We start from the raw sequence: 17821 nt of genomic DNA, 5'->3' as shown, positions 1-17821 counted from the left end.
CAACGATCGATTCCACAACAAACACGACGGATCTTTAGCGAGATCCATTCTGGGAAATGTGAATGATCTACTGTGCGATCGTATCGGGCATCCCCTCGGCAAACGAGATGCCATGATTCATTTGCATCGGTTTTCCATCAGTGGCAAACCCACGCGAGTAGAAATATTCCTTTAGCTTGCGGAAGTCGGCGAAACTGTCGGGATAGACATAGACCACGACGGTGGTCGTCGCGGGGTCTCGACCGGCCAACTCGATATGCAAATCACTGCCCTCAAGCATCATCTCTTCGATCGGTTGACCTATCGGTTCTTCGAGTGCCTCGATGCTCAATCGCACCGGTTCGATCGTTGCCCGAATCCCGGCTTGCCCATTGATCCGAATCATCTCTTGCTCTTTGTTCATGACAAAACGGCACACATAACCGCGAATCGGGCCCACTGCGGACTTGATCAATCCCGTTCGCGAGGTTCTTAGATCCGGCACGCAATCGTCGCGTACCGCTTTGAACAACGCGATCTGTGGAACCACGGACAACAGGTTGCCTTTGAGGCGAAAGTAGACCTCGTCTCCGAACGCCTTTTTGGCCATCGGCGTGGGCAGATGCTGAACCGCAACCACGGGCGCCTCCTGGCCTTCGATTCGCTCTCGCTCACCTTGCAACTCGGCAAGCTGTTTGATGATTGCGTCGTACTCGCGGTTGCGCTCGGCCAACAAGGTTGCGTTCTGGTCGAACTTACTCTTCTCCGCTTCCCACGCCGCCTTGGCCTCGGTCAGCAAATCAAGCATCGCAGCACGCTGCCGCTCACGAAGCTCAATCTCACTGTCAAATCGCTTCACCGTCGCTTCGAGCCGGTCGGAATCCGACTGCGCCGATGCAGCACGCATGGCAAAGCTGGCCAGTTTTTCCAACTGTGGGTCACTCGCCGGGGCATCGGGATCGTCGACCTGGACCAACTCACGCTCCGATTGGGTCTTGATCTCCTCAATCACCTTGGAGGATTGGGTGCCGAGCACCACGACCAAGATAATCAACACCCCCACCAAGTTTGCGATGATGTCAAGAAACGCATCGTGCCCAAGCTCGAACGTCGTGCGGTTTCGTTTCGATCGACTCATTCGGTAACTCTCCCTACAACCTCGACGCCACTGCCTTGCATTGACTCACGCAGTTGTTCAAACCGACGTTCCGCCCCGGGGAGCACCTCGACGTCAAGCATCGGTGACCAACGTCCGCCGGGGAGCGCTGGGCCCCAAGCTTCGATGCGATCCCGCACCGCCGTTGCCAACTCGAGCACGGCCTGAGAGACCGACCTGTCCGAGAACCCGAACACCTCGGTCGCCCCCCCCATCGCAGAACCAATGATCACAAATTGGCTGTCATTACATACAACCCGAATGGTTCTCACGATCGAGTTGCCCCGCGATTGGGCGACGCGATCAGGAAGTGCCCAGTCACGTTTGTTGGGCCGAACCAAGTTTGGATTTTGCGGAGGAGGACTGCCACCCATCTGACCTTCCGCCGGCGGCTCGGACGAACCACTGGCCCCCGCACTGCCTTGCGACGATCCACTTGACGGCGCCCCCGATGGAGAGGCTTGCCCCGATGCAGAGGCTTGCCCCGACGCGAAGGTGCCCGCCGTCGTAGGACCAGAGGATCCCTTCGCATTGGTGGCATCCTCGACGGGATCAAACTTGCTTGATTCGGATGCGCTCGATTCGGGCATTGCGAACCCCGAGCCGGACTGCGAGGGATCGCTTGCATCGGTACCCGTCGGGCTGCCGGCACGGAGGTCTCCGTGCGATTGGTTCATAAAATCACCCATCGTCGCTGCACCGTTGGCTGGACTTAGCAAGCGAGGCGTTTCCTCCGGCGCGGAGGTACCCGTTGGCGAGCGATCGCTTAGCAAGCTGTTCTGTCGTGGGCTGCCGTTTTGGGGGCTGCCTGTCGCAGGATTGCCAAGCGACAAAGCTCCTGAACCCCCAGACGAACCTGCTGAATCGGGCGTTGACGAGCTGCGAGCCCCCGCAATCAAGTCGCCATTCGAAACGTTGCCACGCAATGCATCGCTATCCAACATCCTGGCATTGGCGTGATCGCCCCCGGCACCTTGTGAGCCACGATTCAGCTCCGCAGCACTGGCTCGCATTTCATCTTCAAGTTGTTTCATCTCACGAGCACTGATGGCGGTCGAGGGGCTCGGACCATTCGCTTGATCCTGCCATCCCGCCGCATCACGTTGTGAGGCACTCCGCGAACGATCTACCGCGTACGGCGACGCATTGGACAGATCCCAACCGCTCGTTGGCACCCCGCGTGCCGACTCAAATCCACTGGCTCGGCCTTGCACATCAAGATCTTTTGCCGAGAGTGTCCGCGGCTTCCCCGTTCGTTTTTCACCGAGCGCGACTTGCTCGCGGGTTGCCACCCCACGTTGACGCTTGATTGCATCGCTAATGGCAACGTCCATTCGCTTTTTCAAATTCGGATCCGCATTTGGAATCGCTAACTCCACTTCATCTGGAATCAACTCAACGCCAAACTGATCATCCCAATCCCCCATCGCCATCCGTGCCCGATGATAAGAGGCATACCCATCGGGGCGCACGACGAGCAAAGGGTAGGGGGGAATTGAATCGCCGTAGTTCTGCAGTATGTGATGGCGGGCAACACGAAGCGCCTCGTCGAGCGGATTCGCTCCGGGCTCGGCATCACGCAGGCCATTCATTGAAATCGTCGCCCCTTCGGGCCAGATGACCAGACCTTGCTCGGTGCATTCAAGATAGATCGGTCGTCGATCGGTTCCGTTCGGGCCGCGATGAGGCACGATCACGATGCGCGGCGTCTGATCTTGGACTTGCTCTTTCAACTCCACTAGCGACTTCTCTTCGTCCCGCAACCGTTGCTTCAACGCTTCAATGTCCGCAATCTCCATTTCAACGGGCTTGGCTTCTCCGGTCGCTCGCTTCACTTCTTCGCTTAGACTTTGCAACTCCTCACGGATGCGGCGCAAGTGATCCTCGAGATGCGTCAAATGATCCCGGCGCTGTTCCACATCGGCAGCCTGGGCATCACGAAACGAGACAAGTTGCGAGACGCGAAACTGTTCTTCCGCGATCATCGAATCGACCGTTTGCGCGGTCAGCCCGTCGACGACTGGCTTGGCCGCCTCGGCTTGGGCCACGCGTGCTTGCGTCTGTGCCTCTTCCTCGACTTGTCGCTGCACCTTTTCCGTCGAGTCCTGAGCCACGAGAGCCAAGAACAGGATCAACGTCCCCAGGGTACAAACAAGCACCGCGAGGAAGGGAAACAAGGTCGGCGAAATTTGTTGGCGACGACGCCCACTCATGCTACACGCCTTACCTTTTTCGAGTCGCTAACCGATTTCATCGGGGTGTGAGCTTGATCGACTCGCTGCTCGAGCGTGTTGGCGTGTGCGGTCGATGTCGCGATTGAACTCGCAGGCAAACGAGTGGTCAAAACATCCACGGCCCGAGCAAGCACTCGCATCGCGTCAGCCATTCCCTCGCCCGCAGACGCTTGAATGCTGCGATCGATCGCTGCATTCGTTTCGCTCAATTGATTCAGATTCGCGTCCATCGCTTTCTGGATCGTCACGACGGCATCGGCTCGTTCGTTTAGTTGGGCAAGCGACTCGTACTGGTTTTGCAGTGATTCCTGATGGACCGCCATCAACTTTGTTTGATGCGCCGTCGCGTCGAGCCACATCTGCCATTGTTGTTCCCAACGATCGTTTGCCATGCGAGCGGAACCGTCAAGCACCGCTGCATGCTCTTCTAACGCCGGCCGAAGTGTCTGGTCAAACGCTTCGGCGATCTTGTTCGAGTCGCTTTCATGCACACTTTGCCAATGATTTTTTGCCTCATCGATCGTTTGCCGCCACAGATTGGATTGGCATTCAATCGAAGTCGCAATGGCGATGCGAATCCCTTCGCAAAGATCGCTAATCATCGCGACTTGGTTGTCGGCTGGTTCGTCGCTCGGAAGCGATTCAGAGACCAAATGTCCAACGCGAGCATCGATCTCGGACAACAATCGTTGTTCGCTGCGTTCAATCGGGAACTGTAAAAAGATCGCCACCACGGACAACACCAAACCGAGTGCCGTGGTATCAAACGCAACATACAAACCACTCTTCAATCGATCGACCGCCGCAGTCCCATCGGAGAAATCGAGTCCACCGAGCGTTTGTGTGATCCCGATCACCGTACCGAGGAACCCCAACATGGGGATCGCCCAAACAATGATGCGCACCAACCCAAAGGAATCGTAGGCAGCGTCGGCATCGCGACCGGAGAGTTCACGCAGGTCATCCGAAAGATTCTTTGCGTTGCCACGCTGGCTTTGCCGCGTCAGCAATTCCTCCAAGCGTCGCAGCAAGAGACTCGATCGCGTTCGCGTGGGCAGCTCGCGAAGTTGCGTCAACCAATTTTGTGCGACATGCCCGGCGTCATGATTCTTGCGCCATCGCTCGGCCAACGTGCTGTCAGCGACTCCAGGCCTTAGATCCTCATCACGGATCGCCGCTAGCGTGTTCCATTGGACCGTGGTTTGACAATATTTCCCTAGCAACACCGAGGCGGCGATACAGAACAGCACCGTCGCAGCGATCGCGACCGGATGACCAAGGAAATAGCGTTCCAGTGGAGCCCAGCCGCTGACCAGAACGACGGCATAGAGTGCCCCAGCAAAGAGGATCCCGAGAGAACCCCAGGCCATGCCACGAGAGGACACCGATGGGGGTGAAAGCTTGGATGGGTCGTTTTGCTTGCGGTTCACGACTCGAGCCTCGATGGTGGAGTTCAACTTGCCAATGGCGATTTAGCGAAATAGCGTCGGCGAATGCCCGCCCGACGACATGCCAGGGCGCGCAACGATGCGGCACTCATTACAACTGGATCGACCGTTTCGACCGCATCACTTCACCCAATCGGTAAATTTCGCCATCCGGGCAACCTCATTTTCCAATGCCATCATTTGGGACTGGGATTGCTTTGCCGCTCCGGCACCCCCTCTACGTGGCGACCTCACGCCGGGGGGCAATTGTCTTCCGGCGGCGTTGCGGGGCGTGATGGGACTACAATCCCTGTTGGGAACGCTCTAGGATTTGCGTCATGGAATCGGCCCCCTCGCTCCTATTAAGCCTACTGAGGCCCGTTTAGGCCGAATATTTGAACCACTTTCCCTCCCCTCACAGGCCAGGATGATGCCCCACTCCCCAAAAAGCGACTCAATCAATGACCATCGCGAGCGTTTACCAGCGCTGCGAACCAGAGTGCCACTAAGGGTCATTTTGTTCAGTACGATGATCATCGCGGTCACTTCGTACGTGTCGAGTCAACCGCCCGCAATCCCGCCAGAATCGCCGGAAACGGGGCAATTTAGCGAACCAAACCTGGCTCCCGGACAAGCGGACAAGGTGGTTGGAGTGGTCGCTCAAGCCGCTGCTCGCCCCTACCAGGTGGGTGCCGCGGGCGACATGATCGGTTTTTCCCATTCTGACGGCTCGGGAAGTCAGACAATTACGCTAATCGATACCGGAAAATCCTGGATGGCCGTGTATCATATTGATAGATCGGGAACGATTCGGCTGGTCAGCAGTCGTCCGATCGATGCGGACTTTTCGCTACAGCTCAATGCGACGTCCCCCTTGCCCGAAGAAATTCGCCAGATAACCAAGGGGAAAAAGTAGCGAGCCGTCGAAGAGAAGCGTTTAATCGAAACCTATGATTAATCCATACCGACTCGGTCTGCCACGATTCAGGCCGCTTGTCTCTTTTTCGCAATCCTGAATTTCGCCAAGCGATTTACCGGAGCCACAGAACACAATGGCCGATTACCTCTCCCTCGAAAACGCTGCACAAAAGCTAGGTATCCCCGTTGACCGCTTGGTCGAGCTTCGCAGCCAAGGTCAAATCCGAGGATTTCGCGACGGAGCGAGCTGGAAGTTCCCTGAGAACGAGATTGCTCGTCTAGCCGATGAACTCGAAGACCTGGACGTCGGCGACATGCTCGGTGGCTCGGGCGATTTGGTCAGCGACATGGGCATGGGGTCCCCGCTTTCGCTTAGCAGCGGTACGAACATTATCGGTGGCGATCTCGGCGAAGCCGGCGACGGCAGTGGCAGCGATGTCGAACTCGGCAACGAACCTTCGTCGAGTGGCAGCGGCAGCGATGTCAACTTAATCACCAGCGGTAGCGATACCGGCAGCGACGTCGCCCTGGTTGCCAACGACAGCGATGATTTGTTGGGAGACCTCGCGGATATCGGCAAACAGGACGATGGCGATCTTGAGGCCAAAGGGATCCTGGAAATCGATTCGAGCGACCTGAGTCTTTCCGAGCCCGCGATCACTCACGACTCGGCGCAAATCGATCTCTCGATTGAACCCAACGCGGGAAGTACTGGACCGGTGACCGACGCGGAGCTCAAGGAACTCTTGGATTCCGAACCGACTAATGTGCTAGCATCCGAATCGGGCATCGATTTGGGCAGCGATATCGTCGGTAGCGGATTATCCTCGGGCGACGGAAGCGATCTCAGCTTTGTTGCGATTAGCGAAGAAGACAGCGACGACATTATGATTGGGGGCGATGACAGCGAATTAGATGTTCTGGACGATGACATCGCTGCGTCCTCAAAGGGCGGCTCCCACCTGCACGCCTCGGGGATGAGCAGCCTGGAATTGATGGACGAACTCGATACGCCTGCCTTGGGTGGCAAAGCTCCCGCTCAGCGGCAAAGTGGCGATGTCTTGAGCGAGCTAGACCTGTTGGGTGGCGAACAAGGAGGAAGCGGTTTGATCTCGGGTGACAGCGAGAATCTGCTTGCCTCGTCGGGGCTGGGAAGCAGCCTCGGTCTCGGTGCACTGAGTTCCGGTTCCGTGATCCCCGGCAAAGACGATGCACTCTCGTTGGACGACGATGATGATTTGCTCATTGCCGACGACGACGATGATCTTGTGCTTGGCGGTGCCGAGCATGACTTGTCGGTCGCGGGTGACAGCGGCATTAATTTAATGAGCCCTTCGGACAGCGGCTTATCTCTCGAGAGCGAACCGCTTGATCTTGCCGGCAGCAGTATTTCGGCACTGGATCTAGGCAGCGAAGTCTCCTCCGGTAGCGGAAGTGGCAGTAGTGGTTCGGGCATCAGCGGTGATGGCTCGATGATCGACTTTCAATCCGACGAAGAATTCCAATTGTCGCCCTCGGGCATTGGTCTGGAATCCGACATTGACAGCGATTCTCAAGTCATCGAAGTCGAAGATTCCGAATTGATCGGAGAGCCTGTCGAATTTGGTGGCGAGGGCTTTGGTGAGGCCGACCCGTTTGGTGGCGAAGCTTTCGAGGCCGCTCCGGCTGAAGACGAAGCCTTCGCCGAAGAGGAAGAAGAGGGCGTCGAGGGAATCGGCATCGCGGCGACGTCGAAGCGAACCAAGGTCGCTTCGGGGCCTTCGGCCGTCAGCACTTACGAAGTTCCCTTCACGATGCTGCAGTGCATCACCCTAGTCATGATCATCGGTGTGCTCAGCCTGGGCGGCATGTTGATGACCGACTTGCTCCGCAACATGTGGACTTATAGCGAACCCTCCGCCCCGGTCAGCTCACTGACCGATTCGTTGATCAGTCTAATGAATTGGTAGGGTCACTGCGTTGCCACGGCAATCGACAACGAAGACTGCCTTTGCGACGCGAAACCCGCGGCACGCAACCCCGTGACATGCTGTCGCATGCGATCGGCACACAATGCGCCCGCAACCCCCGCGGCGCCAGGCGTCAAACGGGGTCCGGAACCTCGTCCGCGACGGGGATTAAGCCTTGCTTTCGCGATGAATGAACGTCTCCGCTGAGGCGTCTCCGCAACGGATTGTGGGTACGATACAATCCCGTGCGGGGTTTCTATTTAAGACGGGACGCCGTACCTTGACCCGTTCGTACCTGAACGGGGCAAGCTTGCCAAAGGCAACCCTCCCGATTCCTCCCACCCCCCCAATAGCCAGCCAGGACTCTGATGGCAACCATGTCGCGGATTTTCCCATTCTCGGTTCAAGCATACTTTGCGATCGCGTGCATAACGCTGCTCATCACCGGCACCTCTGGATGCCAGAAAGCCGATCCGATCGTGACCTATTCGGTGCCGACGGAGGTGCCTGAGCAACTTCGTGTTGGCAACGACCGAATGCTCGCGGCAATGATCCCTCAGAGCGACCAGACGTGGTTTTTTAAAGTCACTGGCCCCGAACAGTCTGTGGGATTGATCGCAGCCGAGTTTCGCAAGTTCGTCGAGTCGATTGAGTTCACCGACGGCAAACCCGTGTGGGGCGAATTGCCTGATCAATGGCAACTCGGGGGTTCCAAACCGATGCGTTTTGCTTCCATCGACGTCAACACGCCTGACAAGCAACTCGACATCAGCGTGTCGTCGCTACCGAAACAAGAGGACTGGGATGCGGAGGTCGCAATGAACGTCAATCGTTGGCGCGGCCAAGTCGGATTGGCTGCATCGACCGAAAAATGGGCCAACGGCGAGCCACTGGAGCTCGAATCCGTCGAGGGGACTGCGGTGTGGGTCGATATTATTGGCAAATCAACCGGCGGTTCACCGCCGATGATGGGTGGCATGGCGGGCGGCCCAATGGCGCGTGGCGAGATGCCCAACGACGATATCCATAGCGGCGTCGCTGGCGGCCCGATGACGTCAGATTCCTCGGCCCCGAAAACACCTGCGCCCAAAACCGAAAACAGCTCCGCGTCGGAAAGTCCCGCTGCGCGATTGAAGTACGATCGCCCCGAGGGTTGGCGCGATGGCAAAATGTCGAGCATGCGGATGGCGGCGTTCAATGTCGGTCCCGAAGATGCGGAAGCCGAAATCACGGTGATCCCCGCTGGCGGGGACCTGCGCGGCAACGTCGCTCGCTGGCTCGGCCAAATCCGCCCCGAAGGCGTTGCAGACGAAGTGGTTGAGAAAGCCATGCAAGATGCCGAAAAAATCAAAGTTGATGGCCGAGATGCACAAAGGTACCTATTATTAGGTACAGACCCCGAGTCGGGGACCGCGATCGACGCCACCATCGTTCCCCTTGATGAAGGTTTCAGTTTGTTCATCAAAATGACCGGCCCTGCCAAAACCGTGACCGCAGAGTCCGAGGCAATCAAGTCGTTCCTCGAATCGATCAAACTTTAGCGGCGTCACTTGCGGGGGCACTTCCCCCACAATCCAAGTGAGGAATTGCATCGCGTCCCTCGCTTGCAGACCGAATCTCGACAAGATTCGAATCCCACCTCACCTCCCACCTTCCTCGTCGTTCATCAAGCCATGGCCACAATCCCTTCGCAATCAGAATACGTCGATCACGAGACCGAAGATTCGTTCGGTGAGTTCAGCCATGTCACGCTACGGTGGCTGGGATCGTTGAAATTCACCGTGACTCTGTTTGCATTGTCATTGATCATCGTTTTGGTCGGCACGCTCGCCCAAGACGAAATGAATATGTTGGAGGTGAAACAACGGTACTTCCTCTCCTGGATCGCTCCGCTGCACCTGGATGACTTTGTCCCGCAAGCGTTTTACCGTCACAGCACTCCATTACCCGGTGTGATTCCGTTCCCCGGCGGAGCGTTGATCGGTCTGTTGTTGATGGTGAACTTGATCGCCGCGAAAATCACGCGTTTCAAGATTAACGCCAGCGGCTCGAAGCTGATGTTAGGGATTGGATTTTTCATTGCGGGCTTGATCGCCACGGGATTCGTCGTGATGGCGGGTCATAACAGCGATGGATTGCAAGGCACGCCCCCGATTTCCTATGACGCCCTCTGGGTTTGTGTGTTGGTGAGCACGGGACTCATCGCGGCCGGTTTTGTCGTGGCGGGCACCCAAGTTCGCAATGCCAAGCTCGCCATGCTGATGTACCAAATCGGTGGGCTCATCGCGCTGACCCTTGTACTGGGACTGATCTATGGGTTCCGCATTGGCGACCCCGGTCTGCGGATCGTATGGCAATTGACCAAGGGACTTGGCGTCGGCGGATTACTGCTCGCCGGCTGCTTGCTCGTTTTTAAGAAACAAGGGGGCAACGTACTGTTGCACCTCGGCGTCGGACTATTGATGGTCGGCCAATTTGCCTTTGGCGACCGCCAACTCGAACAACGCCTCAGTCTTGTCGAAGGTGAATCAACCAACACGCTGATCAATCTCGACGTCGCCGAGTTGACCTTTATTGAACGACTCGACGGCGTTGATCAAGTCATCGGCATCCCCGGCAGCCGATTGCAACAAGCTGCGGATTCGGATGCGGTGATCCAAGACGAGGCACTCCCGGTCAACGTAAAAGTCATTGAATTCTTTCCCAACTCGACGTTGAAGAAAGCCGACAAGGACGGCAACATCGCCACCGCCGGGATCGGCTTGGAAGTCAAAGCCGTTTCGTTAACCAAAGCAGGAGGAACCGATGGCGCGATCAATGTTCCATCCGCTTACGTCGAATTGATCGACAAAACATCAGGCGAATCGATTAGCACCCACTTGGTCAGTCAAGTCATTTCGGATCGACAAATGTTAGTCCCTGGCGAAACGGTCAAGGATGAATTTGATTCGGTCACCGTGAACGACAAGAGCTACGACATTGGCCTGCGGTTCCATCGCGAAGTCAAACCGTATTGGGTGCAACTCGAAGACGTTCGACGAGTGAACTACAGCGGCAGTGATACGCCCCGCGATTACTCATCGTTCATTCGCATCATCGACACGGAAACTGGCGAAGACCGCAAGGACCGTGTGTGGATGAACAATCCGCTTCGCTATCGCGGTGAAACGTTTTATCAATCGAACTACACGCCACTTCCCGGTGGTAAAGAGATGACCGGAATCCAAGTCGTTCGCAACTCGGGTTGGTTGATTCCCTACGTCGCGTGCAGCATCACGGCCCTCGGCATGCTAGTTCACTTTCTCGGCACGCTGACGCGATTCCTGGATCGACGCGAACGTGAAAACCGAAAAGAGCTCGCCGCGCTCGCGGAATTCAACCAATCACCGCCGTCAAAGTGGCCTGTGTTTGCCACCGTCGGCGGACTTGCGGGAATCGCACTGATGATGTTGATTCCTTGGCCTGCGGTGATGAACTCGATGCGTCCGAGCGAACGGATGAAACAATTCGACTTCTACTCAGCGGGCAAAATCCCGACTCAATTTGGCGGCCGCGTGATGCCGCTAGACGCGTACGCACGTCAAACCCTCAAAGCGATCAGCAATCGCGAGTCGCTGTCGCTCGCCAGCGCTCCCGTGGAAATCAAAGCACGGGTCTCCGGCAAATCGTTGTCGGCGATGCAGTGGTTGATGGAAGTCGCGGTCGACGATACGCATCTTCACGATTTGCCGATGTTCCGCATCGATGCGGAAGAGGTACGCAGCGAACTTGGACTCGAGCGGCGTAAGAGCAAACTGTTTTCCCTCAACGAAATTCGCGAGCATTGGGATGCTGCATCCAAGCTTGTCGAAGCCGCGTCGAAGAAGGAGTCCCTCCACCAATCCTTCAAAGAAAAGAAGTTGATCGAACTCGATCGCCGCACCCGTCAATACACGTTGACCGCCGCTGCGTTTCGCATTCCGACTCCGTCACGGTTCCCCGCCAGTTTTTTCCCAGACGGAACCGACGAACAAACCCAGCAACTCTTTGCCCTTCGCGAACTTGAAATGAGAATGGAAAGTCTCGCCAAGATGCCGGCGCCGGCGATCGTGCCTCCCGCCGAACAAACCGCCTCCGAAGCGGTCGATGACCCTCGTTGGTCAGCTTACGCGCCTGCGTTTTTCGAGATGGCCAAGAACACGTTCGGAACCGACATCCCGCCTCGCCCTGGGATCGAGTCGTTTGGTCAAATGATCAAAACCTATGACCAACAAGACACCGTCGGATTCAACACCGCCGTGGACGACCATCTCGCCGCAGTGCAAGGTTACACCATCCCCGGTTATGACAAAGGCATGGTCTCGCTGGAACGATGGATGCAATCGAATTGGCCCACGGGCGTGACGATGTTTCTCTACCTCGTCTCGACCGTCTTGGCGTTGTTCTACTTTCTGTTCCATTTGCCACGGATGCGCCAAGCGGTTTGGGGCACCCTCGCGATTGCATTGGCCATTCATACGTTCACGATTTTGTGCCGGATCGTGATCACCGGCCGTGCCCCGGTGATCAACTTGTACTCCTCGGCCGTGTTCATCGGCTGGGCCGCCGTGTTGTTTGGCTTGGTCGTCGAACGGATCTTCAAATACGGCACCGGCAACCTGTTGTCGGCAACCGGGGGCATGCTGTCGCTGCTAGTGGCCTACGGGCTGAACTCCGGTGACACGATGCCGGTACTGCAAGCGGTCCTCGATACTCAGTTCTGGTTAGCCACCCATGTGATCAGCGTTACACTCGGGTACGTCGCCACGCTCGTCGCCGGCACGATCGGGATTGGCTACTTGATTGCAGGCTGGGTGGGCAAAGACGCCAAGATGATGAAGGATCTCTACCGGATGTGTTACGGTGCCGCCTGTTTCGGCATCCTGTTCAGCTTCGTTGGCACGGTCCTCGGTGGACTCTGGGCCGACGATAGCTGGGGACGCTTCTGGGGCTGGGATCCGAAAGAAAACGGCGCCCTACTGATCGTGATCTGGAACGCGTTGATGCTTCATGCACGCTGGGACGGGATGGTCAAAGCTCGTGGTTTCTGTGTGCTGGCGATTGGCGGTAACATCGTCACTGCGTGGAGCTGGTTCGGTACAAACGAACTCGGCATTGGACTGCATAGCTACGGTTTCACCTCCGGCGTGTTGATGTGGTTGAGTCTGTACATCGCCTCTCAAGCGGCCTTCATCGCAGCGGGCGTCGCGTTTGGACGCAAACCAAGCGACCTCGAATCCGCGTAACCGCAGCGAACAGCACCGGAAAACGAATCCATTCGCCTACCCGACCCTGAACAGGGTCGGAATCGCTTTTGTGCAACAACTTCCGTAGCTGGCGTTTCGCTTACCTACCGCGAGTGGCTTTTATCCCTATCGGGATAGCAGGAACGAAGTGGCGGGCACCGATTCCCTTAGAGGAACACCACGCTTTGCACTACAAAATCACCGAACGAATGGTCTTTTTCCAGTTCAACAATCCAGTGTCGACGGATCTTGGCTCCGAAGCCATTCTCAGCATCAACGTATCCCGACACCATCCAGCGATCACCTAGATTCGAAACTTTATAGTTGTCACTTCCCCAGGGGAATGAAGCACTTGAAGGCGATTTCAGACGTTCTTTGACTGCATTTTTCGCGTACGGTATCGATAGTTTTTTGTCGTCGGTATGGGATCCGACGGTGCTGACCGAAGCGTTTTGACGCAATGAGGGCGTGGCACTTCTGCAACCTTCAAGAAGTGCAATCGGTAGAAAGAGAAACATCGGGGGCAAGACAAGAAAAGCAAGCAGGATCTTCTTCGTTTGCGCTTCGTCGCGATCTTTCAACGCTTGCTTCGCCATCGCCATCGCCTCGGCGCTAATCGCAATTCCACACGCGGGGCACGCTGCGGCATGCTCGCTAACCGTCTTCATACACTCGGGACACGGCACCAAAGCCATTGGAACACCTCACAGACATAAATGACATTGTCTTAACTTTTCGCCATGGTTCGGATGAATGCAAGTAAAGCTCCTGGAATTTGTAGCATTCTGATTTTGTGGCCTGTCTGAATTCGAATCGGCCGGACAGCAGGTCATTGTGGAAATGCAAAAAGGGTCAGCAATGAATGGCACCCTCTTCGCTGTCACGACTTGGTTTCGAACGCGATATCTGTGTTGGCCAATCGTCGTCGCAACTCGCTGCTTGGTTGCATCATCAAGTTGCAATTCCCTGCCCTGTTGCGAACGCAGTGATAGCTCAAAACGCCCCAGTCTTTGACCAACAAGGCATTGACCGATCGGCTCCAGTGAGGGAGCTAGGTTTCGTGACTGACGTGGATTTCTGCCAGAAAAACAGGAAGGACGGTAGCAAGCGAGAATGCGTGACGCATGAATCATGGGTGTATCTCGCATTCCGCGCGTCGGAACCGCGTGCCGTACACAAACGGATAGCTGGTACCGATTCCTCTTATTCCCCTCAAACCGCGGCTACGGCTCGCTGATCGTGGGGCCACCGCTGAACGCTTGAGTGGTTTGAATCCGCGGCGACGGCGGCGGTGAATGACTGGGATCGTTTGGCAACGCTCGGCTCGGAGGCAATAGCCACTGCATCAGCGGCGTGGTCTGCTCCGAGATTGGCACTAAGACACTGTGCGACGGTGCCACTGCCTTAGCTAACGCGATCGCGGGCATCTCCAACTCACGAGCTTGTACCATCGAATAGCCATCGGCGATGAACACCACTCCGGCTGGCAATCCTTCGAATCCATGCTCGGTGCGACAAATCCCATCGAGCGTCATCTTGGCTCCAAAGATCTGAAACTGCATCGCCAAGTGGTCGTAGGCAACCGGACGTGCGTTGGTGATCTCGGTCTGAATCGTCATGCCGAGATCGCGCTGCATCGACGCTAACAGTGACGTACCGACCATTCCGTCTTTGGCTCGCAACTCGGCAATCACATCCACGGTCTTGCCAGGCCGAATCATCCCGCGGCGGAACAGCAAACTCGCCTTGCCAGTCAATTGATGGGGCAATCGCTGAAACAGCCTAGCCAAATCGACTTGTTCGAATCGCGACGTGCTCAAATCGACCCACCATCCATCGGGCTCGATACACCAACGCATCATTCCCGAGAACGTCGCGTCGTTGCCCAGCATCGCGATCGCGTCACTGTACTGGGCAAGCGCAGAGCAGGGCAGGGCGGTGTCGCCGGTTTCCAGCGTCCACATCGTCACCGGTGCCACTCCGCTGCGATCGCGAACCACTTCGATGCGAAAACCACGTTCGTGAGACTGACCGCTGGGCAAACATTCAATGGTGGCCCGCGTTGAACTGCCAACGACCGAAGGGTCGCCCGGTTCAATCCAAGCATCGACATCGCGCAGGGTCATCGGCCCCGCACTACTATGGATCGTTAAGTCGTTCGCAGCGAAACGAACCGGCGTCGAAACACAAATGGATTGACACAGAAAACGGTCATGGACCAAACGCCATGTGTTCTCCAATTCCGACGATTGCAGCTCCGGTTGCTGCAGCACAATCGAAACCCCTTCGTTAACGGTGGTCCACGAGACCTGGTACACCTTGGCCACCTCGCGGTTCGTTTCGGGATCAAACAAACGAACGTTTTGTAGATCGAGACGAGTCGGGCTGGGGCGATCGAAGTCCTCGATCGTCACGTGCAATCCCGTGTCTTTGGCAATCGAGGCGGTGATCTCACGCAAGCACTTGTGGTGATACCACGGCGTCCAGGTCACCAGAATCGTCATCAAGACGAGCGAAGTCGGCAACGCGCAGCAGACAACGAACACCAAGCGAGCAAAGGCTCGTTGTGTCCGTTCATGCATTGGGAATCCTTTCCCTGCGGGGGCGACCGAAACCGTTGACGTAAAAACCGTGTTTTCCGGACCTTTCATGAGTCCGTTTGTAGTGTGCCTCGGAAGCATCGGGTGCTTCTGATACCCTGAACGCTAGCGAACAGCGATAGACACGTCCGAATCTTAAGTTCATTACCCTGCTTGCCGATAGATCGTTTGGGAAAATCACAACATGGGGGCAAGGCTAAAATCACACTGGTTTCTGATCTCGCTCGTACTGATCATTGCGATTGGTTTCTTTGCTAGCGAATCGCTCACTCCGCTGTTGGAAATGACCCCATTACGCAGTGCGATTGTGTTTGCGGTGATGGGGTCGATGGGGATCACGTTGCCCGCCCATTCGGTGCGGCAGAGCTTTCACAAGCCGCTACCCACTCTGCTAGCAATCGCGATCAATGTCGTCGTCGTGCCGCTGCTGTGTTGGCCGATGAGGGCCTATTTGCCGGCCCCGATCTTTGGTGGTTTATTCATCGCGTCGCTGGTCCCGTGCACCCTCGCATCGGCCGCCGTGTGGACACGCAAAGCCGATGGGAACGAATCGATCGCATTGATGACGACCGTCGTGACCAATTTGGCCTGCATCGCGGTGGTGCCAATCGGTGTCACTTTGGTGCTAGCAAAGACCACGGAACTGTCGGTAACCGATCAGGTCTGGAATCTGACGCTGCTCGTGGTCATTCCCATCGTATTGGCGCAAACGATGCGAATGGCAGGACTTGCGGAATGGGCGGATCGCCAAAAGCTCCGCTTATCCTTCTTCGCTCAGCTCGGTATTCTGTCGATGGTGGGCTTCGGATCGATCGCCAGCGCCATGGTGGTGCGAGAAGCGATGCAGGAGAATGCCTCGCGGTTTGGCATTCAAATTGGCCAGCTTTTGGTCTCGGTGACAACGCTGCACGTCGCAGCACTGGTGTTTGGCGTGTTCGCCGCGCGGATGGTCCGGGCGGACCGCGAGAGCCAGATCGCGGTCGGGATCTCCGGCAGCCAAAAAACGCTGACGATTGGACTGCAGATCGCGATCGATTGCGGAGTCAGCGTGATCCCAATGCTGATGTACCACTTCACCCAATTGGTCATCGACACCGTGATCGCCAGTCATTGGTCGCATGCCAGCAAATCCAAAACGAACTCTAGCGAAGAAACCTCAAGCCGATCTTTATGAAGAACAGCTCCTCCTATTCCGAAAAAACGATCGAACAAGCCAACCTGTTTGCGACTCGGTTGAGTAAACGAGCTCGTCATTTGCGGCGTTACCCCACGCGTCGCGGGATCACGTGCTATCGACTCTACGAACGCGATATCCCCGAAATCCCGTTGGTTGTCGATCGCTACGAAGACCACTTGCATCTCACCGAGTACGAACGGCCGCACGATCGTGAACCGGCGGAGCATTCCGATTGGCTCGATCTGATGGCCAAAACCGCAGGTGAGACGCTGGAAATCCCTGCGGAAAACGTTTACCTAAAGAAACGCGAGCGGCAACGGGGAACCAAACAGCACGAAAAGGTCGCCGACACCGATTCGCGGATCGAAGTCCAGGAAGGAGGACTGAAGTTCCTGGTTAACTTGGCCGACTATGTCGACACCGGGTTATTCCTCGATCACCGCGTGACTCGGCAAATGGTCCGTGAGGTCGCTGCGGGCAAAAACTTCCTGAATCTGTTCTGCTACACCGGTTCGTTCAGCGTTTATGCCGCGGCGGGCGGAGCTGCGAAGACGACCAGCGTCGATTTGTCGAAACGCTATATCGAGTGGTCTAAAGTGAATATGCGGCGAAACGGCTTCGATGGTCCCGAGCACGAATACTTTGCGATCGACGCCGTCCAGTTCATCAAGGAACACAAACCCGATGAACTCTACGACCTCGTCGTCTTCGACCCGCCAACCTTCTCCAATAGCAAGAGCACCCAAAACGACTGGGACGTGCAGACCTGTGCCGTGTCGTTTCTAAATCAGTTGCTAGCAATCGTGAGCCCTGGCGGAGTGATTTATTTCTCCAACAATTTCCGTGGGTTTAAGTTTGATCCAGCGGAGGTTTCCGCAACGACGATCCACGAAATCAGCAACCAAACCGTTCCCGAGGAATACCGCAATCGACGAATCCACCGCTGTTGGCGGATCGTGAAGTAAGTCGACGCGAATCGCTCTTTCGCTTTCTTGGCAACTTTCCCTAAAGTCCAAGGGTCTCTTTGCCGAAGGCGTCCGCGTGGATGGAGCGATGTTGGATTGACCCGATTGCTTGCAATACAACTGATTTTGCTGATCGCTGCGTTGCTGCATGC

General features: G+C 56.4%; 11 protein-coding genes. 6 read left to right on the top strand and 5 right to left on the bottom strand.

All coding sequences use genetic code 11. The annotated features are described in order from the left end of the window. Nucleotides 1-67 precede the first annotated feature (67 nt). The 3 genes from Pla52o_RS01460 to Pla52o_RS01450 are packed head-to-tail and all read right to left on the bottom strand — an operon-like array spanning nt 68 to nt 4799. A complete protein-coding gene (locus tag Pla52o_RS01460; RefSeq protein ID WP_146592812.1) occupies nt 68-1117 on the bottom strand; it encodes a hypothetical protein in 1050 nt (349 codons plus the stop codon). After that, on the bottom strand, nt 1114-3348 hold the full coding sequence (locus Pla52o_RS01455) for a hypothetical protein (protein WP_146592811.1): 2235 nt from the start codon (nt 3346-3348) through the stop codon (nt 1114-1116). The genes Pla52o_RS01460 and Pla52o_RS01455 overlap by 4 nt, the downstream gene beginning before the upstream one ends. After that, complete coding sequence (locus Pla52o_RS01450) at nt 3345-4799, bottom strand: MotA/TolQ/ExbB proton channel family protein (protein ID WP_146592810.1); 1455 nt, start codon at nt 4797-4799, stop codon at nt 3345-3347. The genes Pla52o_RS01455 and Pla52o_RS01450 overlap by 4 nt, the downstream gene beginning before the upstream one ends. 496 nt (nt 4800-5295) lie before the next feature. On the opposite strand from Pla52o_RS01450, the gene Pla52o_RS01445 reads away from it, so the two are divergent. The 4 genes from Pla52o_RS01445 (at nt 5296) to ccsA (ending at nt 12927) form a co-directional block, all read left to right on the top strand. Further along, a complete protein-coding gene (locus Pla52o_RS01445) occupies nt 5296-5712 on the top strand; it encodes a hypothetical protein (protein ID WP_146592809.1) in 417 nt (138 codons plus the stop codon). Between the two features lie 136 nt (nt 5713-5848). Beyond that, nucleotides 5849-7663, top strand: a complete 1815-nt coding sequence (locus Pla52o_RS01440) for a helix-turn-helix domain-containing protein (protein WP_146592808.1) — start codon at nt 5849-5851, stop codon at nt 7661-7663. Between the two features lie 377 nt (nt 7664-8040). Next, entirely contained in the window at nt 8041-9204 is a 1164-nt protein-coding gene (locus Pla52o_RS01435) for a hypothetical protein (protein WP_146592807.1), read from the top strand. 132 nt (nt 9205-9336) lie between these two features. Beyond that, on the top strand, nt 9337-12927 hold the full coding sequence (ccsA, locus tag Pla52o_RS01430; RefSeq protein WP_146592806.1) for a cytochrome c biogenesis protein: 3591 nt from the start codon (nt 9337-9339) through the stop codon (nt 12925-12927). A gap of 167 nt (nt 12928-13094) precedes the next feature. Here ccsA and Pla52o_RS01425 read toward each other — a convergent pair whose 3' ends face one another. Both Pla52o_RS01425 and Pla52o_RS01420 read right to left on the bottom strand, forming a co-directional pair. Then, entirely contained in the window at nt 13095-13622 is a 528-nt protein-coding gene (locus tag Pla52o_RS01425) for a hypothetical protein (protein WP_146592805.1), read from the bottom strand. 528 nt (nt 13623-14150) lie between these two features. Beyond that, nucleotides 14151-15509, bottom strand: coding sequence for a hypothetical protein (locus Pla52o_RS01420; protein WP_146592804.1), 1359 nt, complete (start codon nt 15507-15509; stop codon nt 14151-14153). Nucleotides 15510-15711: 202 nt separating this feature from the next. Between Pla52o_RS01420 and Pla52o_RS01415 the strand changes: the two genes are divergently transcribed. Both Pla52o_RS01415 and Pla52o_RS01410 read left to right on the top strand, forming a co-directional pair. Further along, nucleotides 15712-16701, top strand: coding sequence for a bile acid:sodium symporter family protein (locus tag Pla52o_RS01415; RefSeq protein WP_146592803.1), 990 nt, complete (start codon nt 15712-15714; stop codon nt 16699-16701). Continuing rightward, complete coding sequence (locus tag Pla52o_RS01410) at nt 16698-17669, top strand: class I SAM-dependent methyltransferase (RefSeq protein WP_146592802.1); 972 nt, start codon at nt 16698-16700, stop codon at nt 17667-17669. The genes Pla52o_RS01415 and Pla52o_RS01410 overlap by 4 nt, the downstream gene beginning before the upstream one ends. The last annotated feature ends 152 nt before the right edge of the window (nt 17670-17821 follow it).

It is taken from the genome of Novipirellula galeiformis, from assembly GCF_007860095.1.
In the GTDB taxonomy this organism is placed as follows: Bacteria; Planctomycetota; Planctomycetia; order Pirellulales; family Pirellulaceae; genus Novipirellula; species Novipirellula galeiformis.
This window is presented reverse-complemented; position numbering and strand designations above follow the sequence as displayed.